The 21,685-nt window shown below is 37.5% G+C and carries 15 protein-coding genes; 3 read left to right on the top strand and 12 right to left on the bottom strand.

Annotated elements, in window-relative coordinates:
* Position 1 precedes the first annotated feature (1 nt).
* Genes murG through mraZ form a run of 9 tightly spaced genes read right to left on the bottom strand, consistent with a single transcriptional unit; the run spans position 2 to position 10,064 of the window.
* On the bottom strand, positions 2–1,096 hold the full coding sequence (murG, locus tag NPX36_RS03205) for an undecaprenyldiphospho-muramoylpentapeptide beta-N-acetylglucosaminyltransferase (RefSeq protein WP_257499985.1): 1,095 nt from the start codon (positions 1,094–1,096) through the stop codon (positions 2–4).
* 3 nt (positions 1,097–1,099) lie between these two features.
* Positions 1,100–2,371 (bottom strand): FtsW/RodA/SpoVE family cell cycle protein, encoded by a 1,272-nt coding sequence (locus tag NPX36_RS03200; protein ID WP_257499984.1) that lies wholly within the window; start codon positions 2,369–2,371, stop codon positions 1,100–1,102.
* Between the two features lie 5 nt (positions 2,372–2,376).
* The gene (murD, locus tag NPX36_RS03195; protein ID WP_257499983.1) at positions 2,377–3,708 is read right to left on the bottom strand and encodes a UDP-N-acetylmuramoyl-L-alanine--D-glutamate ligase; all 1,332 of its coding nucleotides are present in this window, start codon (positions 3,706–3,708) and stop codon (positions 2,377–2,379) included.
* Position 3,709: 1 nt separating this feature from the next.
* On the bottom strand, positions 3,710–4,918 hold the full coding sequence (gene mraY / locus NPX36_RS03190) for a phospho-N-acetylmuramoyl-pentapeptide-transferase (RefSeq protein ID WP_257499982.1): 1,209 nt from the start codon (positions 4,916–4,918) through the stop codon (positions 3,710–3,712).
* A gap of 1 nt (position 4,919) precedes the next feature.
* Positions 4,920–6,383, bottom strand: coding sequence for a UDP-N-acetylmuramoyl-L-alanyl-D-glutamate--2,6-diaminopimelate ligase (locus NPX36_RS03185; protein ID WP_257499981.1), 1,464 nt, complete (start codon positions 6,381–6,383; stop codon positions 4,920–4,922).
* Positions 6,380–8,371 (bottom strand): penicillin-binding protein, encoded by a 1,992-nt coding sequence (locus tag NPX36_RS03180; RefSeq protein WP_257499980.1) that lies wholly within the window; start codon positions 8,369–8,371, stop codon positions 6,380–6,382. Before NPX36_RS03180 ends, NPX36_RS03185 begins: the two co-directional genes overlap by 4 nt.
* Positions 8,362–8,700, bottom strand: a complete 339-nt coding sequence (locus NPX36_RS03175; RefSeq protein WP_317618268.1) for an FtsL-like putative cell division protein — start codon at positions 8,698–8,700, stop codon at positions 8,362–8,364. Before NPX36_RS03175 ends, NPX36_RS03180 begins: the two co-directional genes overlap by 10 nt.
* Before the next feature lies 1 nt (position 8,701).
* A complete protein-coding gene (gene rsmH / locus NPX36_RS03170) occupies positions 8,702–9,613 on the bottom strand; it encodes a 16S rRNA (cytosine(1402)-N(4))-methyltransferase RsmH (RefSeq protein ID WP_257499979.1) in 912 nt (303 codons plus the stop codon).
* Positions 9,603–10,064 (bottom strand): division/cell wall cluster transcriptional repressor MraZ, encoded by a 462-nt coding sequence (gene mraZ / locus NPX36_RS03165; protein WP_257499978.1) that lies wholly within the window; start codon positions 10,062–10,064, stop codon positions 9,603–9,605. The genes rsmH and mraZ overlap by 11 nt, the downstream gene beginning before the upstream one ends.
* A 343-nt stretch (positions 10,065–10,407) precedes the next feature.
* Here mraZ and NPX36_RS03160 point away from each other — a divergent pair, with 343 nt between their 5' ends.
* Both NPX36_RS03160 and yihA read left to right on the top strand, forming a co-directional pair.
* Positions 10,408–11,175 (top strand): alpha/beta fold hydrolase, encoded by a 768-nt coding sequence (locus NPX36_RS03160; RefSeq protein WP_257499977.1) that lies wholly within the window; start codon positions 10,408–10,410, stop codon positions 11,173–11,175.
* A gap of 2 nt (positions 11,176–11,177) precedes the next feature.
* A complete protein-coding gene (gene yihA, locus NPX36_RS03155) occupies positions 11,178–11,798 on the top strand; it encodes a ribosome biogenesis GTP-binding protein YihA/YsxC (RefSeq protein ID WP_257499976.1) in 621 nt (206 codons plus the stop codon).
* 52 nt (positions 11,799–11,850) lie between these two features.
* Here yihA and NPX36_RS03150 read toward each other — a convergent pair whose 3' ends face one another.
* From NPX36_RS03150 to NPX36_RS03140, 3 genes are all read right to left on the bottom strand, one after another.
* Positions 11,851–12,147 (bottom strand): thioredoxin family protein, encoded by a 297-nt coding sequence (locus NPX36_RS03150; RefSeq protein ID WP_257499975.1) that lies wholly within the window; start codon positions 12,145–12,147, stop codon positions 11,851–11,853.
* A gap of 56 nt (positions 12,148–12,203) precedes the next feature.
* A complete protein-coding gene (locus NPX36_RS03145; protein WP_257499974.1) occupies positions 12,204–13,424 on the bottom strand; it encodes a metallophosphoesterase in 1,221 nt (406 codons plus the stop codon).
* A 184-nt stretch (positions 13,425–13,608) separates the two neighbouring features.
* On the bottom strand, positions 13,609–18,474 hold the full coding sequence (locus NPX36_RS03140; protein WP_257499973.1) for an Ig-like domain-containing protein: 4,866 nt from the start codon (positions 18,472–18,474) through the stop codon (positions 13,609–13,611).
* Between the two features lie 382 nt (positions 18,475–18,856).
* Between NPX36_RS03140 and polA the strand changes: the two genes are divergently transcribed.
* Entirely contained in the window at positions 18,857–21,670 is a 2,814-nt protein-coding gene (polA, locus tag NPX36_RS03135; RefSeq protein ID WP_257499972.1) for a DNA polymerase I, read from the top strand.
* Positions 21,671–21,685 lie beyond the last annotated feature (15 nt).

Genomic DNA, 21,685 nt, shown 5'->3' with positions numbered 1-21,685 from the left:
TTTACTTAACCAACTTAAAAATTTCGTTTACTATATCTTTTGTAGCATTTGGTAATGCCAACATTTTAATATTTTTTGACAATGCTTCGGCAACCTGATCGTTTGTTAGCAAGCGGAGCATTTGTTCTTGAAAATGTTGATCTAAATCGGTTTCTTTCAACAAAACGGCTGCGTTTTTATCGGTTATGCTTTTGGCATTTTTTGTTTGATGATCCTCAGCAACGTTTGGCGACGGAATAAAAATAACCGGTTTGCCAACAATTGCCAATTCTGAAACAGATGAAGCTCCGGCGCGCGAAACAATCACATCGGCTGCTGCGAACAGTAAATCCATTCGCTCTATAAAATCGTACACAAAAACATCTTCGTTGTTGTGGTGTTTTTTGTAATCGTTGATGTAAAATTTACCACACTGCCAGATTACCTGAACGTTTTGCTCTTTGAAAAATGCTAATTCTTTTTCTACCAATTGGTTTATTCTGCGAGCACCTAAACTTCCGCCTAAAATAACAACTGTTTTTTTATCAGGATTTAATCCGTAAAATTCTTGTGCTTCGCTGCGTTTGGTATCAATCGTTAATAGATCCTGACGAACGGGATTTCCTGTTTTAATGATTTTGTTCGATTTAAAATAAGTCGATAATCCATCATAAGCCACACAAATAGCGTTTGCTTTTGATGCCAACATTTTATTGGTGATTCCCGGATACGAATTTTGTTCCTGAATAACTGTTGGAATATTCATTTGTTGCGCCACTTTTACAACCGCACCACTTGCAAAACCGCCGGTTCCAATCACCGCATCGGGTTTAAATTCTTTGATGATTTTGCGCGATTTTAGTAAGCTAGATAAAAACTTAACTGGAAACAGGGCGTTGTCAATCGTTATTTTTCTTTGAATGCCTGAAATCCATAATCCTTTGATAGCATAACCCGCCGCAGGCACTTTCTGCATTTCCATTTTGTCTTGTGCGCCCACAAATAAAATTTCGGCAGCAGGAATCTGTGCCTTAATTTCGTTTGCAATAGCAATTGCCGGATAAATGTGTCCGCCTGTGCCGCCGCCGCTGATAATGAATCTTGGATTTGGTTTCATACTTTATTTGTTTAAAACTGCATAAATCGGATTGCTGTCCGAATCGTTTTCATTCTTTAACTCGTCTTCTGCCTGTTGTTCTTCTAAAATGCGTTTAAATTCGTCTTGCTTTCGTTGTTGATCTGCCAATTGTTGCTTTACTTGTTCTTCTTTTCTGGAGATACTTAAAATAATTCCTAACGATACACACGTCATCCAAATTGATGTTCCTCCAGAGCTAACCAATGGCAAAGGCTGACCTGTTGTCGGGAAAATTTCAACCGCAACGCCCATGTTGATAAACGCTTGGAAAATGATCGAAAACCCTAATCCAAAGGCTAAGTATTTTCCAAACAAATTGGGTGCTTTGTTGCTCACTACTAAAAAGCGGAACAGCAATAATATATAAACAATTAATATAGAAATTCCGCCCAAAAAACCAAATTCTTCTACAATAATGGCATAAATAAAATCGGACGACGATTGCGGCAAAAAGTTTTTCTGAACACTTTTACCAGGACCAACACCAAACATTTGCCCTTGAGCAATGGCAATTTTTGCATTTTCGATTTGATAACGGTCTTCGTCTTTATCTTCCGAACCAAAACGACTAAAACGTGCTTCCCAAGTTTTGTAGCGCGATGGCGCCATATCTGGAAATGCCTTGAACATTCCAATTGCAAGAACCAATGCAATGGCACCTGCAGTAATGATTTTGGTCATGTATTTCATAGGATATTTTCCTACAAACAACAACAATGCTATGGTGAATAAGATAATAGCAGCGGTTGATAAATTCGAGGGCAATATGGGACCAATGATGCACAATGCCGGAGCGCCCAACCAAAGAAGCGACCAAGCAAACGTGTATTTTTCATCGGCAAATCGCCATAAAAACCAAGCAACATATGCTATTAGCGCAATCCAGCCTAATGAGGAAGGTTGAAACGAAATGTTTAACAACGGAATTTTTAACCAACGGCTGGCATTTGCTCCGCCAATCATCATTCCTTGTGCTGCGGTAATTAATAGCAAGCCCGAAACGGGAATCCATGCTACGGGTGCAATATATTTTAATCGATCAAAAGGAATGCGATGCACAAAAAAGATGATTACAATCCCCACGAATATGTGACCGAAGTGTTTAAACAACAATCCCACGATAGAACCTGTTCCAACAACGTGCACCAAGTTGGTACTTGCGCTAAAAACCGGCATAAACGAGAACAGGGCAAGTAGTACAACGTACGCCCATATAGCTTTATCGCCTTGAAATTGGGATAATAACTTTCTCATTTTAATTATAATTTTTTTACTTCGTTCTTAAATTGTGTGCCACGGTCTTCGTAGCTTGTAAATAAATCAAAACTTGCACAAGCTGGTGATAATAAAACCGTATCGCCTTCTTCAGAAACATTTGCGGCTAATCGCACCGCTTCGTTCATAGATGCGGCTTCGTAAATCACGTCAACAATCGGTGAAAAAGCATCAATAATTTTAGAATTGTCGATACCTAAGCAAATAATAGCTTTCACTTTTTCGTTTACAAAAGTCATTAACTCGTCATAGTCATTTCCTTTGTCCACTCCGCCCACAATCCAAACGGTTGGTGCAGTCATGCTTTCTAAAGCAAAATATGTGGCGTTTACATTGGTTGCTTTTGAATCGTTGATGTATTGTACTTTATTAATTTTTGCAACTTTTTCTAAACGATGCTCTGCATTTTGAAAATTAGATAAACTTTCGCGAATTGTTTGTTTGCGTACACGCATCATTTGCGCAACTAAAGTGGCAGCCATAGCATTTTTTAAGTTGTGTTTACCTTCTATTGCAATTTCGTTTGCAGGTACAGTTATTTGTTCGTTGTTTATCATTGCTGTAATGTTGTTATCTTCTAAATAGGCACCTATTTCAAATTTTTTGGTAAGCGAAAAAGGAACCAATTGTGCTTTTGTTTTATTATTTTTTAACCAATTATCGATGGCTTCGTCGTCTGCATCATAAATCAAATAATCTTTTTCGGTTTGATTCATTGTGATACGAAATTTTGATGCAATATAATTTTCGTATTTATAGTCGTATCGATCTAAATGATCCGGGCTGATATTTGTAATCACTGCAATGTGCGGGTTGTAATCGATATTTCCGTCTAACTGAAAACTGCTCAATTCCAACACAAACATTTTCTCGGGATGCAAAGCCACTTGTTTTGCATAACTTTCGCCGATGTTTCCTGCCAAACCCACATTCAATCCTTCTTGTTTTAACAAATGATAAGCAAGTAGAGTGGTGGTGGTTTTGCCATTGCTACCCGTGATTGCTATGGATGTGTTTTTTGCAAAAGGATATACAAATTCTATTTCGGAAATGACCTTAATGCCTTTTTCATGCAATTTTTTTACGATGGGTGCCTTGTCCGGAATGCCCGGGCTTTTCACAACCACATCTGCATTTAAAATTTTGCTTTCTGTATGCTGTTGCTGTTCCCATTCAATCTTTTCATTGTTCAATATTTGCTGGTATTTTTCACTGATTGATCCAAAATCAGAAACAAAAACTTCATATCCCTTTTGTTTGCCTAACAATGCTGTTCCAACACCGCTTTCTCCTGCACCTAAAATCACCAACCGCATACTATCTTAATTTTAATGAAACCACACAGAAAATGGCTAAAAAGATTCCTACAATCCAAAAACGAGTTACAATTTTACTTTCGTGATACCCTTTTTTCTGGTAATGATGGTGAAGGGGCGACATTAATAAAATGCGTCGGCCTTCGCCGTATCTTTTTTTGGTATATTTAAAATAACTTACTTGCAACACTACCGAAAGGTTTTCGGCCAAGAAAATACCGCACAAAACGGGAATCAACATTTCTTTGCGCACTGCAATTGCCAAAACAGCGATGATTCCGCCAATGGTTAAACTTCCGGTATCGCCCATAAAAACTTGTGCGGGGAACGCATTGTACCAGAGAAAACCAACGAGTGCCCCCACAAAGGCGGCAATGAAAACCGTCATTTCCCCCGAATTGGGTATATACATAATGTTGAGGTAATTAGCAAAGATGAAATTTCCCGAAACAAAGGCAAAAATTCCTAAAGCCACTACTGTAATTGCTGATGTTCCTGCTGCAAGACCATCGATTCCATCGGTTAAATTAGCGCCGTTTGAAACTGCCGTTACAATGAAAATTACAATGGGAATAAAAATCAACCACACGTAGTTTTCATAACCATCGCCCATCCACGAAATCAATTGTCCGTAATTAAACTCGTTATCTTTAAAAAAAGGAATAGTTGTAGTAGTTGATTTAATGTCGAACTTGCTCACCACATCGGTTTCCAATAAAATGCTTGGCGTGTCGCGAACGGTGACATTTGGGTGAAAATAGAAAATTGCACCAACGATGATTCCTAAACCAATTTGTCCAACTACTTTAAATTTTCCTTTTAAACCTTCTTTATCTTTCTTAAAAACCTTTATGTAATCGTCTAAAAAGCCAATAACACCCATCCATACGGTTGTAAGGATTAAAACAAGCACATAAATATTGTCTAGTTTTGCCAGCAATAAAACCGGAATTAACGTTGCCATAATGATAATGACACCACCCATTGTTGGCGTTCCTGCTTTTTCGTTCTGACCTTCTAAACCTAATTCGCGTACGGTTTCGCCTATTTGCTGTCTGCGTAAATAATTGATAATTCTTTTTCCGAACAAGGTGGATACCAATAAGGAAATAATGAACGCAACACCCGAGCGAAAGGTGATGAATTGGTACAATGCCGATCCCGGAAAATCGAACATGGTGTCTAAATATTTTAATAAGTAGTATAGCATGTTACTTATTGAATTCGTTTAAAAAATTGATAACTTCCTCTAAATCGTTAAAGTGGTGTTTCACCCCTTTTATTTCTTGATAATCTTCGTGACCTTTGCCAGCAATTAAAATGATATCGCCTTCTTTTGCCATTTTGCAAGCTGTTTTTATGGCTTGTTGGCGGTCTTCAATAGTGAGAAAACGATTGCTGTTTTGGGGTTCCACGCCGGCTTCTATTTGTTTTAAAATCTCAAAAGGATCTTCATTTCGCGGATTGTCTGACGTGAAAATGACTGTATCGCTGTTTTCTGTTGCAATTCTGCCCATTTCCGGTCGTTTGGCGCTGTCGCGATTTCCGCCACAACCAACTACTGTGATTAATTGTTCGTTGAACGTGCGGATTTCGGCAATGGTTTTTAATACGTTTTCCAACGCATCCGGAGTGTGTGCGTAATCTACAATGGCTGTGATTTTTGTTTTTGAAACAATAAATTGAAACCTGCCCGACACACTTTTTAAGGTACTTAAATGCAACAAAACTTCTTCTTTGGTTAAGCCCAATTCGGTTGCTGCTGCGAAAATTGCTAAAAGGTTTGATGCGTTGAACTTACCAATTAGCTGCACCCAAACTTCTTGTTGGTTGATGTTGAGTAACATACCGTTGAACTGGCTTTCTATGATTTTGCCATGCACATCGGCAACGTTTTGAATGCTGTATGTAATTTTTTTTGCAGAGCAGTTTTGCAACATATAAGCACCATTTTTGTCATCGGCATTACTGATGGCAAAAGATGTGTTAGCGAGTGAATCGAAAAATGATTTTTTTACATTACGATACTCTGCAAATGTTTTGTGATAATCTAAATGATCGTGTGATAAATTAGTGAAAATTCCGCCTTTAAAAGCCAATGCATGTGTACGTTCTTGTGCAATTCCGTGCGAACTTACTTCCATAAAACAATAGCTGCAACCTGCTTGAACCATTTGATTTAAGTAGCGGTTTATAGTGATGGAATCGGGTGTGGTATGCGTAGCAGGGAATTCCTCGTTGCCTACCAAAATTTTTACGGTTGATAACAACCCAACTTTATATCCTGCTTTTGTAAATAATTGATGCAGTAAAGTGGCAATCGTGGTTTTGCCGTTTGTGCCAGTTACACCAACCAATGACATTTTTTCTGATGGATTATCGTAAAAATGAGCAGCTACTTGCGCCAATGCTTTGTTAGCATCGCTTACTTTAATATAGGTTATATTTTCTGCAAAAACTTTAGGGTCATCTTCATAAATTACGGCAGAAGCACCATTTTCAATAGCTTTTTCGATATAATCGTGTCCGTTTACTAATGTTCCTTTTTGGGCGATAAACAAACAGTTTGGAACCACTTTTCTCGAATCAAAGACAATAGCAGTGATTGCCACATTTGTAGAACCTCTAACAGCATCTATCGATACTTTGTATAATATGTCTTTTAATTGTTTCAACTTAATTCTAATGTAATTGTTTGTTTTTTTGTTACTTTTTCGCCGTTTGCAACTGATTGTTTGGTTACTTTTCCAAAGCCAATGGTTTGTACTTTTAAACCTAAATTTTCAAGAATTGCTACAGCATCCATCGCTGGTAAACCAACCACATTTGGCATAACATTGCCCGATTGTTTCACGTTTGCGTAATAGTTTTTATAGCTTTTTACTGCTTTTTGCGATGGTGTTTCTATATTTTTAATTTCTTTTAACGAAGGCACATCGGTAAAAATCTTTTGTGCAATTCGTTTAAAAACCGGTCCGGCAACATCCCCTCCGTAATAACTGTGTTTTGTTGGTCGGTGAATGACTACGATACACGAATATTTTGGGTTTTCGGCTGGGAAATATCCAACGAACGACGAGGCATAATACATACCACCACGGTTTCCATAATTCATTTGTGCAGTACCTGTTTTTCCTGCCATTGAAAAATCGTCTGAGCGAAGTCCTTTACCAGTTCCTCTTAAAACCACATTTTTCATAATCGCCTGCATTTCTTTTACCACTTTTGGTTTCACGATTTGCGGATTAATCACTTCTTTATCAAAAGTTCTAATTACTTGGTTCACATCACGAATTTCTTTTACAAACTGTGGCTTTACCATTTCGCCATTGTTTGCAATAGCATTATAAAGAGTGAGTGTTTGCATAGGTGTAACCAAAATTCCGTAACCATAAGCCATCCATGGTAAGGCAATTTTACTCCAATTTCGGTCGCCCGGCACAGGAATATAAGATTTTGGTTCGCCTTTAAGATCCATTCCCAATGTGGCGTTGAAACCAAAATCTTTCATTTTATCGGTGAAATCCTTCGGATTGTCTTTATAGGCTTTGTAAACCGCTTGTGTTACAACAGTGTTTGACGATACCTCAAAGGCTCTACCTAAGGAAATTTTTCCGTAACCTCTGCGATTGGAATCGCGTACTTGTCTGCCCGAGAAAGTTACAATACCATTATGTGTATCATAAATCGTTGCTGTATCGGCTTTTCCGTCATCAAGCAATGCTAAATATGATGCCAATTTAAATGTAGAACCCGGGTCATGGCGTTCTAAAACAGCATAATTCACAGTTTCCCGATACGATCCATCGCCAATTTTCCCCAGATTTGATATAGCTTTTATTTGTCCGGTATTGGTTTCCATAACCACCACTGTTCCGTGATCGGCTTCGTAATATTCCAAAGAACTTAATAGGGCATGATGGGCAATGTCTTGAATATACACATCGATTGTGGTGGTGATGTCGTATCCATCTTTTGGATCGATTTCGTTTTCATCGTGAATGGGTTTCCACAAACTTTTCGACATTTTTTGAACCTTTCGTTTGCCTTCTTTACCTGTTAAATAGTCAGTAAAAGCAGCTTCAATCCCTTTTCGAGTAATGGTTTTGTCATCATTTACACGTTCATAGCCAATGGTTCTGTTAGCAATCATTCCCATTGGATATTCGCGTACATGTACTTGGTTCACAATCATTCCGCCTTTGAATTTTCCCAAATTAAACAGTGGAAACGATTTCATTTTCATGTATTGCGTGTAGCTTAATTTGGTAGCTATATGAATGTATCTTTTTTTGTTGGAACGCGCCTTTCTAAAATAAGATTTGTACTCGCTTGCCGATTTTCGTGGGATCATTTTTGCCAAAGAATCAGAAAATGGCTCGATGTATTTTTCAAAATTTTCAGACGAAGGTGCCATTGGGTCAAAATAAATCGTGTATTTTGGAATAGAGGTAGCCAATAAACTACCGTCTGCCGAATAAATATTTCCGCGATTTGCCGGAATGATTTCGTCTTTAATTGTTAAGCTATCTGCTTTGCTGCGCCATTGTTCGCCTTCTTTGAACTGAATGATGCTCATTTTTGCAAAAATGGCAATACCAATGGCAAGCATTCCAAAGAAAACAAAGAAAATTCTGTTATTTTCGTTTTTTGCTAGTCCCATATTTCATACCATTTTTTTTCTTTCTCCATCACAACCTTTATCTTTTTGGGTGGAACCGATGAAGGTAAAATTTGATACACTTCCATTTGTTTTGAAATGTTCGATTCCATTCGCAATTGCATCAATTCGGATCTTTTGTCAACAAATTCCGAACGCAATTCTTTTACTTGCTCGGTTAGGTCTTTCGCTTTCATCATTTTTTGTTCGTAAAAATGATTGTTTGCAATAAGTACCAATGTCCAGAAAACAATATAAATTATAAAAAGCCAATTTTTTAACGATTGCCCTTCAACCAAAAATTTTGCTTTTATTATACTGTTTAAACCCATTTTAATTTTTTTCTGCTATTCTTAATTTGGCACTTCGTGCTCTATTGTTTTGTTTAATTTCTTCTTCTGATGGAACAATTAGTTTGCCTATCGCTTTTAAGGGCACTTCATATCTGCCAAAAAAATCGCGTTCGGGTTCGCCTTCAAACATTCCGTTTTTTATGAAGCGTTTTACCAAGCGATCTTCTAATGAATGATAGGATATCACGCTTAACCGTCCACCTGGTTTTAGCAATTCTAATGCTTGTTCTAAAAATTCTTTTAAAACGTCCATTTCTTGGTTTACTTCAATGCGTATTGCTTGATAGATTTGTGCCAAGATTTTATTGCTTTTATGAGCCGGTAAAAACCGCGACAACACTTTTTTTAATTGTTCCGAATTTTTAATTGGCTCGGTTTTTCGTGCGGATACGATTGCAGCTGCCAGCCCACGAGCAGTGCTCAATTCGCCGTAATCAAAAAACATTTTGCTCAATGCAACTTCTTCGTAATTGTTGATTACTTCAAAAGCAGAAAGACTGTTTTTTTGGTTCATGCGCATGTCTAAATCGGCATCGAATCGGGTAGAGAATCCGCGTTCTGCTACATCAAATTGATGAGATGATACACCAAAATCGCCCAAAATTCCATCAACTTGCTTAATGCCATACACACGCAAAAAGCGTTTTATAAAACGAAAATTTTCGTTGATTAACACAAAACGGTCGTCATTTAGTGTATTTGCCAAAGCATCTGTGTCTTGGTCAAAAGCAAAAAGCTTTCCGTTGGGACCCAAATGGCGCATAATTTCTTTTGAATGACCACCGCCGCCAAAAGTTACATCCACGTAGATACCATCGGGTTTAATGTTTAAACCATCTACTGTTTCTTTTAACAGTACCGGATTGTGGTATTCGTATTCGTTATGCTCCATAATTTGTTCTTGTTCCCATTACCTCTTCTGCCAAATCGCCAAAGTCTAAATCTTCGTCGTTTACAATTTTTTCGTATAAATCTTTATCCCAAATTTCAATGATGTTTATTTTCGATGAAAAAACCACTTCTTTGGAAATGTTTGCAAATTCTAACAAATCTTTATTCATTTGCAAGCGGCCGGCGTCATCGATATCTACTATTTTTACACCAGCCATAAATTTGCGAACAAACATATCTGCTTTGCGGTCAAAACGATTCAATTCGTTTAATTTTTCCATCATCACATTCCATTCGGTCATGGGCCAAAGTTCTACGCATTTCTCATAAACAGAACGCTTTAGAACAAAACCTTCGCCAATTGCAGCCAATTGTTTTTTTAACGCAGCAGGTATCAACACCCTTCCTTTGGTGTCGATTTTACATTCGTATGTACCTACTATTGGTTGCATGAAATTTTTATAAATGATTAAATACAAAACAAAAGTAAGTAAAATTTTACCACTTTCTACCACTTTTTACCACTTTGTTGATAAGTTTTTCTGAAGCATGCACGAAATGGTAACTTATTGATTATAAGATGTAAAGTTTTTTTTAAAGATTTTTTATTGAAGCATCCAAAATATATAAGTATCTTTCAAAAGAAATACCTAATTAGTATAAAATAATGTAAATGATTTAACGAAGGTGCATTAACAGCAAAATGGTATCAAGGAGCATTTGTTAATTAAACTACTTTAACTTTACAGTATTTTTTTATTAATATCGTATATTTGTGAAATTGAAATCGCATATATGGAGCGAAACATAAAAGAAGAAGGAAAATTTAGATACATAGAGATTGGTGAAGGTACACCAATTGTTATTTTACACGGTTTAATGGGCGGTTTAAGTAATTTTGATGGCGTATCGGATTACTTTCCTAAAAAAGGCTATAAAGTAGTGCTGCCAGAATTGCCTATTTATACATTAAATATACTAAAAACCAACATAAAAGCTTTTGCAAAGTTTGTACACGATTTTGTGAAGCATAAAAAATACGAAAAGATCATTTTGCTTGGAAACTCACTTGGCGGGCATATAGCGTTGTATTACACTAAAATGTATCCAGAGTTTGTAGAAGCATTGGTGATTACAGGAAGCTCGGGCTTGTACGAAAGCGCAATGGGTGATTCGTACCCGCGACGAGGCGATTACGAGTTTATTAAAAAGAAAGCAGAAGATGTTTTTTATGATCCGGCAGTAGCAACCAAAGAGATTGTTGATGATGTTTTTAACACTGTGAACGATCGTATGAAGTTGATAAAAACCCTTACCATTGCAAAAAGTGCCATTCGGCATAATATGGCGAAAGATTTGCCAAAAATGCACACGCCCACTTGTATTATCTGGGGGAGAAACGATATTGTGACGCCTCCCGATGTGGCCGAAGAGTTTCATGAATTACTTCCCGATTCTGATTTGTACTGGATTGATCAATGCGGACACGCTGCCATGATGGAAAAACCCGATGCTTTTAATGAAATTTTAGACCAGTGGTTTGAAAAACGAAATATTAAGTAATTATGAAAATTAATACTGCTGAATTTATCATAAGTAATTCGGATGTAAAGAAATGCCCTTCAGAGCCTCTTCCAGAATATGCTTTTATAGGAAGATCGAATGTTGGGAAATCTTCGCTGATTAATATGCTTACCAATAATAAAAATTTGGCAAAAACATCAAGCCGACCTGGGAAAACACAATTAATCAATCACTTTAAAATCAATAGCAATTGGTTTTTGGTGGATTTGCCTGGATACGGTTACGCGAAAGTTTCTAAATCAACCAAAGCAATCTTTCAGAAATTCATTACTCAATATTTTGAAAAACGCGAACAACTGGTAAGTGCGTTTGTTTTGGTGGATATTCGTCACGAAGCTCAAAAAATCGATTTAGAATTTATTAATTATTTAGGTGAAAGCGGTGTTCCGTTTGGAATTATCTTTACAAAAGCCGACAAGATAAGCAAAGGAAGCATTCAAAAGCACACGGCAGCGTACAAAAAAGCACTACACGCAAATGGATGGGAGGAAATACCGCCGTATTTTGTAACATCGTCTGAAAGTGAATTGGGCAAAGAAGAAGTTTTAAACTACATTGATCAGATAAATCAAGATATATTTAAAAACAACAGTTTTGTATAAAAGCAAGCAAAAAGGTTTCCAAAGCGGAAACCTTTTTTTACTTATAATGTTATTAATTAAACGCTTTGGCAATCATTACCAATGAATCTTTATCTGTGATACCTGATTGTCGCCAAACCATTACTCCATTTTTATAAACCATTAACGTAGGTGCCGATTTAATCCGAAGCGCTTCTACCAATTCTGGATTTTTTAAAGTGTCTATATTAATAATAGTAAGTTTATCGCTCATTTCTAAAGCCACTTCTTCAATAATTTGCTGCATTTGCTCGCATTCGGGGTTGTGTTCGGCTGTAAACTGAATTAAAACCGGAATAGTTGAGTTGATTAAATCGCCAAATTTCGACATACATACCTTTTTTTCTATCTCTACAAAATTATAATTTTTCGGATATTATCGCCTTATTATTTACTTTTTTTTAATTCTAATAGTGTAATTTCTGGCCAAATTCCCACACGTCCGGAATAGGCATGAAAACCAAATCCACGGTTCACATATATATATTGATGTCCTTTGTTGTACAAACCGCCCCATTCTGGGTACACATACGTTGCCGGACTCCATTCCATAACCTTCGGGATTTTAAAACCAAATTGCATTCCGTGTGTATGACCTGATAAAGTGAGTTGGTATTTTTGCGGATGATTCACAATTTCGGCATTCCAATGTGAAGGGTCGTGTGTCATTACAATTTTAAAAGCATCGGTAGGAACATTTAAGGATGTCTTTTTTAAATCGCCTGCTTTTTTAAAGTTTAATCCCCAGTTTTCAACTCCTAAAAGGTAAATAGAATCGGTTTCGGTTTTTAAAACCACATTTTCATTGAGCAGCAATTGAAATCCACTCGTTGTGATATTGTTTTTTATTTGCACAAAGTTGGCTTCTTTTTCTGCCGCGGAATTCCACTTAACATATTCGCCATAATCATGATTTCCTAAAACCGCAAATTTACCATATTTGGGGGTTTTAATTTTTTGTAAGATACGAATCCATGGATCGGCTTCACTTGCCAAAGTGTTTACAAAGTCGCCCGTGAAAAGCAGCACATCGTAATCTTGTTGATTAATCATTTTAATGCCCTTTTCAATAGCGTCTTTATTATCCCAACTGCCCACATGTAAATCGGAAATTTGCAATACTTTTAATCCATCAAAACTTTCAGGTAAATCTTTAAAAACAATTGTTTCTTTCCGCACCTGAAAATTGTATTTACCCACTACAATTCCATAAATGATAGAAGCCATTAGTAAAAGAGATGCAGGTAAAATAATCTTTAGCAATGTTCCGCTTCTTAAAAGAGTTACGCTTTTGGCAAGGAAAAGTTTGGTGTAGCCCCAATAAAAAAAACGAATGATATCCTCAAAAAACAACGGAACACTTATTAATAATTTTGGAAGTATAAATAGTAAGAGCAAAGCAGTAACATGCATGCTTTCTGCTGTTTGTCCGGCACTTCGGTCAAAGCTTTTAAAATATGAAATTATGCTCACTATTATTACAGCTAGTAAAAGTAAATAAGCATATACGGCTATTTTTTTTTCAGTGAATCGGTAAATGAGTATGCAAGTGTACACTTCTCCCAAAACCACCAAGATAAGCAGCAGATAAATTATGGTTTTAATCATTAGAGTGATTTAGTTTTTTGTCAAAAGTACATAACTTATTTTTTGATAGGCTTTTCGTTTTTAATACTTTAACATATTCGTGTTTATTCAGTTGAAATTTAAAATATAGTTTCATTACGAAATTTGCAAAAAAAAGCCGTCTCAAAATACTAGAGACGGCTTTTTATTTGGGTTTTAGATAAACTTATCGTTTTACCACTTTAATGAATTGTGATGCTTTTGCAGTTTCAACCTTCACTAAATACGTTCCTGAACTTAGGCGCGATAAATCGGTGGTTACTTCAATAGCATTGAACTCATTGCTCATCACTTTTTGCCCAGTTAGGGTAAACACTTCTACCTTGGTAATAGCTTCGTTGTAGCTAATATGCAACGCGCTATCAACCGGGTTTGGATAGTATTTCAAATGGGTTAAGTCTAACTCTTGCGTGCTTACAGAAAGTATAACTGTAACTGCTGTAGGCGCACTTCCACAATTGTTAGGGTTTACAATAATTCCATAATAGGTAGTATTGCTCATCAAAAAGGTGCTTGGAGCAAGCTCGTTAATCATTTCCATGGCATCATTTGCAGATGCGTACCATTTCACATTCGGTTGGTTCATTACCAGATCAGATACTTTGGCCGGGTAAGGAAACGTTTGTGTTGTTTGACCTGTTGGGCTGTTTGGCACCGGGCTCACATTCACAGCTACATTGGTTCTTGTTGATATACATCCTGCATTTTCTTGTGCAATGTAATATGATCCTGAGGTTAACACAAAACTATTTGGTAATGGTGTGGTAGCTGTATTGCTTACATACCATACATAAGTTGTGGTTGGTGTGTTCAAATCGCCAATCTGCGTGCCATTACAAGCAGTGATAGAGGTCATCGTTGGTGCGGTAACATTTACTACTTGAATAGGAACAGCTACGCGTACCGATTCACAATTTCCAATAACTTGCTGTACATAGTAAGTACCGTTTGATACTTGCGTAGTTCCTGACAATGGAATCATTGATTGTAATGAACTGTACCAGTTTAAACTTGCAGAAGGATCTTTTCCTACTACTAAATCATTTAATGTACTGTTGCCACATACTGTTTGGGCGGTTGCCGTTGGTGCAGGTACTGCTGCCGCTACCGTTACTTGTACTGCTTGGCGTGGTGATTCACACGTTCCTGTTAACGAGCTAATGTAATATGTTCCCGTTGCCAATAATTGGCTTGCCGGTAATTGTATCGCACTTGTTGGGCTGCTGTACCATTTTAATTGGGTGTAATTGAACCCGTCTATGGTCATGTTTTGTACACGGGTGTTGCTACACACATTTAACTGTGTGGTGGTTAACGGGGTTCCTTGGTTCAAAGTGATTTGAACTGCCGTACGTGTACTGCTTTCGCATGTTCCTACGGTTTGTGAAGCATAGTAAGTAGTACCATTTGTTAATACGGTTGTTGCAGGCAACAACATACCTCCTGTTGAAGCACTGTACCATTTGATAGTACTTCCGGTGATTACAACATCTGCCAATGTTGCATTTTGACCAATACAGAAGCTTTGGTTAAATGCTACAGGAGCAGTTACAAACGCTGGCTCTACGATAGTATATGATTCTGTTTTAGAACATCCGTTCGCATCGGTAACAGTTACAATGTAAGTTCCTTTAGCTAAACTACTTAAGCTGGTGCCGCTTTGACCATTTGACCATAAATAGGTGTAAGGTGCTGTTCCGCCAGTTGCTGAAACGGTAATCGCTCCATCGTTTTGTCCGAAACAACTGATGTTTGTTGCTGTTCCAGTGATTGCCAATGCCGTTGGTTGTGCGATAGAAACACTTGCGGTTGCTTTACATCCGTTGGCATCGGTGATGCTTACCGTATAATTACCCACGTTTAAGTTGGTTGCCATATTGCTCATCATTCCGTTTGACCATAAGTACGTATATGGTGCGGTTCCCCCGGCTACGCTTACTGTAGCTGTTCCGTTGTTTGCCCCGTTACATGTAATGTCGGTTTTTGAAACAGTTCCAACTATCGGAGCAGGCTCGGTGATGGTAAAGTTCTCGGTGATGGTATTTCCTGTGTGGTCGGTTACTAACACACTATACATACCTGCCGAAAGTCCTGTTGCGGTAGCAGCAGTTCCTCCACTTGGTGACCATTGGTACGTGTAAGGTGCATTTCCACCTATTGCTACGATGCTTGCGATTGCGTCTGATCCGCCATTACAACTTACGTTGGTTTGAGAGACAGACTGAACCATCAATGGGATAGGTTGTGTGATTACAAAATCTTCTGTTGCGGTACAACCATTTGCATCGGTTACTGTTGCAGTGTATGTTCCTGCAGTTAAGTTTGCGATTGCTGCGGTGGTTGCTCCATTGCTCCACATATATGCATATGGTGCTGTTCCGCCACTTGCCGCCACAGTTGCTGAACCGTCATTACCTCCAAAAAGGGTAACATTGGTTTGTGCAGCGTTTGTTGCTACCAAAACAGTAGGTTCTGTAATAACAAAATCTTCTGTTGCAGTACAATTGTTGGCATCTGTAATGGTTAAGGAATAAGTACCCGGCGCTAAATTGCTTACAGAAGTACCAGTGTCTCCTGTAGTCCACAGATAGGTGTAAGGAGCCGTTCCGCCTGTTGGCGTGATATCAATTGTTCCATTGTTTGAACCATTACAACTAATGTTGTTTACAACTGCGTTTGAAAGTAAAGCATCAGGCTCAGTAACTACTGCTGTAGCGGTAGCTGTAACGTTGTTTGCATCAGTTACTGTTACAGTGTATGTTCCTGCTGCTAACCCAGTTGCTTTGAAGCCTGTTCCTCCTGATGGAGCCCAAGAATAAGTATAAGGTGGTGTGCCATCAACAGTTAAAACCTCAGCTGTTCCAGTTGTACCGCCATAGCATGTGTTGTTAACAACTGTTGTGGTAGCAGTTGGTGGTGGGGTAACATCTATTCGAATATCATCCAAAGAAATATACCATGGAGAACCATTCATGTATCCTTTAATTCCAACATAATAAGTGCCTGTTGTAGCTGGTGTAAACTTTCCTGTAATTAATTGGTAATTACCATCAATAATTCCAGTTGGAGGCACTATTGCATTTGTCATTGCCGTATCAGATGCAGATGTTCCGTAACTAATTGCAATATCAGAATTAGTAGCAGTTGACCCATCTTGGCGTGCATATAGTTCAACAGTGTACCCTGTTCCCCCTATTAAATTAATAGGAATATAAATCCAATCGTCGTTACTATATCTTAAAAATGCATTCCAGCTACCTGTCCTAGGAGATCTGTTGTAAGTTGTTTCAGTAGAATTGGCAGTCCATACTTGTGAACCGTTCATAGATTGTTGTACTAAACATCCTTCCACAGATGCTGCATTTGTATAACCTGTTTCAAATCCTTCGAAATATGGTGTTGTGTATGGATTACATAATGTTTTAAAGCTACCGCCACTTGCCCATTTACTAGTGTCACCAGCGCCACAGTTAGCACGTACCCACCAAAAATATGTAGTGTCAGGCGATAATCCTGTTGCATTGTATGGTGTTGTTTGATTGGTTGCTAACGGGGTTGTTGCATTTGTAGGAGCTGTGTTTGATGTACTCCAATAAATATCATAATTTCCTGACGGATTACTTGTTGAGGCAGTCCATGTCATAGTTACTCCTGTAGCAGTAGGATTTGAAGAAACAAGAGCTGTAGGGCTTATACAAGTTGGTGTAGCATCTATTGATATGTCATCTAAAGAAATATACCATGGAGAACTATTCATGAATCCCTTGATTCCTACATAGTAAGTTCCAGTTGTTGCGGGTGTAAAACTACCTGTAATTAATTGGTAGTTCCCGTTAATAATACCTGTAGCTGGAACAATTGTATTTGTCATTGCAGTAGCAACGGCTGATGTTCCATAGCTAACAGTAATATTAGAGTTTGTTGAAGTGCTACCATCTTGTCTTGCATATAATTCAACTGTATAACTCACTCCTCCAGTTAAATTTATGGGAATGTAAATCCAATCATCGTTACTATATCTTAAGAATGCATTCCAGTTACCTGTTCTTGGAGATCTATTGTAATCAGTTGCACTAGAATTGGCAGTCCACACTTGTGTTCCATTAATAGATTCTTGATATAAACATCCACTAATTGTTGCAGCATCTGTATAACTTGATTCAAAACCTTCAAAGTAAGGTATTGTGTAAGGATTACACAAAGTTTTAAAACTTCCGCCACTTACCCAAGAACTGTTACCGCTTCCGCCACAATTTGAACGTACCCACCAAAAATAAGTAGTATTAGGTGCTAAACCTGTTGCGTTATAAGGTGATGTTTGATTTGTGTATGATGCAGCAGTAGTACTTGTAGGAGCCGTATTGTTTGTGCTCCAGTAAATATCATAATTAGCAGACGGATTACTAGGAGAAGCCAACCAAGAAACAGTTGCTCCTGTTTGTGTTATATTGGTAGTAGTTACACCTGAAGGAGGTACACAAGAGGGAGCTGCCCCTTGCGAAATAACAACGTCATCAATATAAACGTAATTGTCAGCTAAAGGAGTTCCAGGTGTTACATGGAATCTAATGTAAACATTTCCTGATCCAGGTAAGCCCGAAAAAGTTGTAGTTTTTACCGCACAAGAAGCCGAAACTGTGTGGTTGGTGTTATCAACTTGAAAAACATCTGTCCATGGACCTGAAGTAGAGGTAGCCCATTGCAATTTGATGATACCCAAATCTGTTAAAGTTTGTCCAGTAGTATTTGAACTGTACTGTGTGACTTTGTAACTAAAACTTACTGTTAAATCTCCACCATTTGTGCCTGTTAATGCAGGTGAAGTTAAAAGCGAAGTTGCGCCACTGTAATTATTAGCCCTTACCGAAGCAGTTCCAACACACGGTGTGGTGGTATTGCGGCTAAACGCATAGGAAGTAGAAGTTGTCCATGAATTTAATCCGGTAGTTTCCCAACCTTGTGTGTAGGATATTTGAGCATTTAGCTCAAATAAACTTAAAGCGAGAACTAATAGAAAAATAATTTTTTTCATATTTTAATTAATTAAAATTTATAAATTCTGTAAAAAATCTAATTAATCGCGATAATACACAAGCTGTAAGACAAATAAAGTCTTAAGCTTAGCATAAAATTCAACAACAATCACTATTTTTTACTTTTCTAAATATGCGATAAATGTAATTAAAAAAAATATATAAAAACAAAATAATTTATCAATTGAAACAAAGTTTAACGAATTTATTTAATTTTTATTTTTTCGGAATTGGGACAGTTCTCATTTTTTATTGGTAATTTTATTAAACTCTATTTCAAGGGACTTATTTAGAAGTCTATTTTAGGTTTTTATCAAAAACATACATTATTTAATCAACTTATTTCTTTTTTGTACTTTTGACTTTGTTGAAACAAATAGTATGAGTGAAAAACGATTATTTCTTTTAGATGCCTACGCATTGATATTTCGTGGGTATTATGCCTTTATAAAAAATCCACGTATCAATTCCAAAGGGTTAGATACCTCGGCAGTTATGGGTTTTATGAATTCATTGATGGACGTTATAAAGCGCGAACGCCCCAATTATTTGGCAGTTGCTTTTGATAAGGATGGAAGCCAAGCTCGTTGCGAGATTTTTCCGGAATACAAAGCAAACCGTGATGAAACCCCCGAAGCCATTAAAATTGCAGTGCCTTACATCCAAGAAATTTTAAAAGCAATGCACATTCCCATTATCGAAGTGCCCGGAATTGAAGCCGACGATTTAATAGGAACCTTATCTAAAAAAGCCGAGAAAGAAGGTTTTCAGGTTTTTATGGTAACGCCCGATAAAGACTATGCGCAGCTGGTTTCGGAAAATATTTTTATGTACCGCCCGGCACGCATGGGCAATGGAATTGAAATTTGGGGCGTGAAGGAAGTTCAAGAGAAGTTTGAAGTGGAACACCCTTTGCAAGTAATCGATTTTTTGGGAATGATGGGCGATGCGGTTGATAATATTCCCGGATTGCCAGGCGTTGGCGAAAAAACAGCTAAGAAATTGTTGGCTGAATTTGGTTCCATGGAAAATTTGTTGGAAAATACCGACAAATTAAAGGGTAAAATGCGCGAAAAGATCGAAGCAAATAAAGAGCTCGGCTTGCTTTCTAAGAAGTTAGCCCGTATTTTTTTAGATTGTCCGGTAGAATTTGATGAAACATTTTTTAAGCTAGATAAACCTGACGTAGAGAAAACCGATGCAATTTTTCAGGAATTAGAGTTCCGAAGAATGAAAGAACAGTTCGATAAAATCTTTGCAGATGATGCAACAATGGTTCAGCCCACCCCAATTGGCAAGCAACCCGAAAAAACATCCGATCAATTTTCTTTATTTGAAACAGGCGACAGCGAAATTAAAATTGATCAAGAAGGATATTACAAAAATTTAGCAACAACCGATCATCATTACCAAATAATACAAGGTAAATTCGCTTTGCAACTCTTCACAAAAACCTTGTTGGAACAGACCGAAGTGTGTTTTGATACCGAAACAACCAATTTAGATGCAAATTTAGCCGAATTGGTCGGCATGTCGTTTGCATACACCAAAGGATCGGCTTACTATCTTCCGTTTCCTGAAAATCAAGCCGAAGCACAAGAGTTAATCGAAATACTGCGACCGTTTTTTGAAAACGAACAAATTGTAAAAATTGGTCAAAATTTAAAATACGATATTAAAGTACTTAAAAATTATAATGTTGAAGTAAAAGGATTTTTGTTTGATACCATGATTGCGCATTATTTGATAAATCCAGATATGCGTCATAATATGGATGTTTTGGCTGAAACCTATCTGCAGTATCAACCTAAATCGATCGAAGAATTAATCGGTAAAAAAGGTAAAGGACAGCAATCAATGCGCGATGTAGCTTTAGAAGATATTAAAGAATATGCCGCCGAAGACGCTGATATCACCTATCAATTAAAAGAGGTTTTTGCTCCTAGATTGGATCAATCCAAAACCCGTGAATTGTTTGATAAAATCGAAAGTCCGTTGGTTTCTGTTTTAGCTGAAATGGAATCCGAAGGTATTCGATTGGATGTGGATTATCTAAAAAAGTTGTCGGTTGATTTATCTGCAGAAGCCGCATCACTTCAAACCAAAATATTTGAAACTGCCGGCGAGGAATTCAATCTGGCATCGCCCAAACAGTTAGGTGTTGTTTTATTTGAAAAATTAAAAATAAGCAATGGCAAGATAAAGAAAACCAAAACGGGACAATATGCCACAGGAGAAGAGGTTTTGAGTGAATTAGCAAAAGACAACGAAGTGGTTCGGGATATTTTAGAATGGCGACAAATTGTTAAATTACAAAACACATATGTTGATGCCTTGCCCCATCAGATCAATCCAAAAACAGGTCGTGTGCATACCGATTATATGCAGGCGGTTGCAGCTACTGGGCGTTTAAGTTCAAACAATCCCAATTTGCAAAATATCCCAATTCGCACCCAGCGCGGGCAAAATGTTCGAAAGGCATTTGTAGCACGAGATGAAAATCACGTGTTGGTATCTGCCGATTATTCGCAAATTGAATTGCGCATCATTGCTGCTTTGAGTGAAGAACCAAACATGATTGAATCGTTCAAAAAGCAAGAAGATATTCATAAGGCAACCGCTGCAAAAGTTTTTAATGTAGCTTTAGATGAGGTTACACGTGAGCAACGAAGCAATGCCAAAACGGTGAACTTTGGAATTATCTACGGTGTTTCGGCTTTTGGACTGAGTCAGCAAACCAGTTTAAGTCGTGCCGAAAGTAAAGAGTTGATAGATGCTTATTACCAAACTTATCCCAAATTGCGCGATTATATTGATAATCAAATCGCTTTTGCAAGAGAAAATGGTTATGTACAAACGGTTTTAGGTCGTCGCAGATATTTAAAAGACATCAACTCGCAAAACGCAGTGGTTCGTGGCGGGGCAGAACGCAATGCGGTAAATGCGCCAATACAAGGATCGGCAGCCGACATCATTAAAATTGCGATGATCAACATTCATAACCGATTGCTAAAAGAAAATTTGCAAACCAGAATGTTGCTGCAAGTACACGATGAATTGGTTTTCGATGTTCCCAAAACCGAATTAGAGACGATAAAACCAATAATTAAAGAAGAAATGGAAAATGCTTTTGTGTTTGCTGTTCCGTTAGAAGTAGAAATAGGTGAAGGATCCAATTGGTTGGATGCACATTAATATGCTATTTTTAGT

Source organism: Paenimyroides aestuarii (assembly GCF_024628805.1).
In the GTDB taxonomy this organism is placed as follows: Bacteria; Bacteroidota; Bacteroidia; order Flavobacteriales; family Flavobacteriaceae; genus Flavobacterium; species Flavobacterium aestuarii_A.
This window is presented reverse-complemented; position numbering and strand designations above follow the sequence as displayed.

Coding starts and splice junctions, on each gene's coding strand:
- murG (WP_257499985.1), bottom strand. CDS start 1,096: ATGAAACCAAATCCAAGATTCATTATCAGCGGCGGCGGCACAGGCGGA.
- NPX36_RS03200 (WP_257499984.1), bottom strand. CDS start 2,371: ATGAGAAAGTTATTATCCCAATTTCAAGGCGATAAAGCTATATGGGCG.
- murD (WP_257499983.1), bottom strand. CDS start 3,708: ATGCGGTTGGTGATTTTAGGTGCAGGAGAAAGCGGTGTTGGAACAGCA.
- mraY (WP_257499982.1), bottom strand. CDS start 4,918: ATGCTATACTACTTATTAAAATATTTAGACACCATGTTCGATTTTCCG.
- NPX36_RS03180 (WP_257499980.1), bottom strand. CDS start 8,371: ATGGGACTAGCAAAAAACGAAAATAACAGAATTTTCTTTGTTTTCTTT.
- NPX36_RS03175 (WP_317618268.1), bottom strand. CDS start 8,700: ATGGGTTTAAACAGTATAATAAAAGCAAAATTTTTGGTTGAAGGGCAA.
- rsmH (WP_257499979.1), bottom strand. CDS start 9,613: ATGGAGCATAACGAATACGAATACCACAATCCGGTACTGTTAAAAGAA.
- mraZ (WP_257499978.1), bottom strand. CDS start 10,064: ATGCAACCAATAGTAGGTACATACGAATGTAAAATCGACACCAAAGGA.
- NPX36_RS03160 (WP_257499977.1), top strand. CDS start 10,408: ATGGAGCGAAACATAAAAGAAGAAGGAAAATTTAGATACATAGAGATT.
- yihA (WP_257499976.1), top strand. CDS start 11,178: ATGAAAATTAATACTGCTGAATTTATCATAAGTAATTCGGATGTAAAG.
- NPX36_RS03150 (WP_257499975.1), bottom strand. CDS start 12,147: ATGTCGAAATTTGGCGATTTAATCAACTCAACTATTCCGGTTTTAATT.
- NPX36_RS03145 (WP_257499974.1), bottom strand. CDS start 13,424: ATGATTAAAACCATAATTTATCTGCTGCTTATCTTGGTGGTTTTGGGA.
- NPX36_RS03140 (WP_257499973.1), bottom strand. CDS start 18,474: ATGAAAAAAATTATTTTTCTATTAGTTCTCGCTTTAAGTTTATTTGAG.
- polA (WP_257499972.1), top strand. CDS start 18,857: ATGAGTGAAAAACGATTATTTCTTTTAGATGCCTACGCATTGATATTT.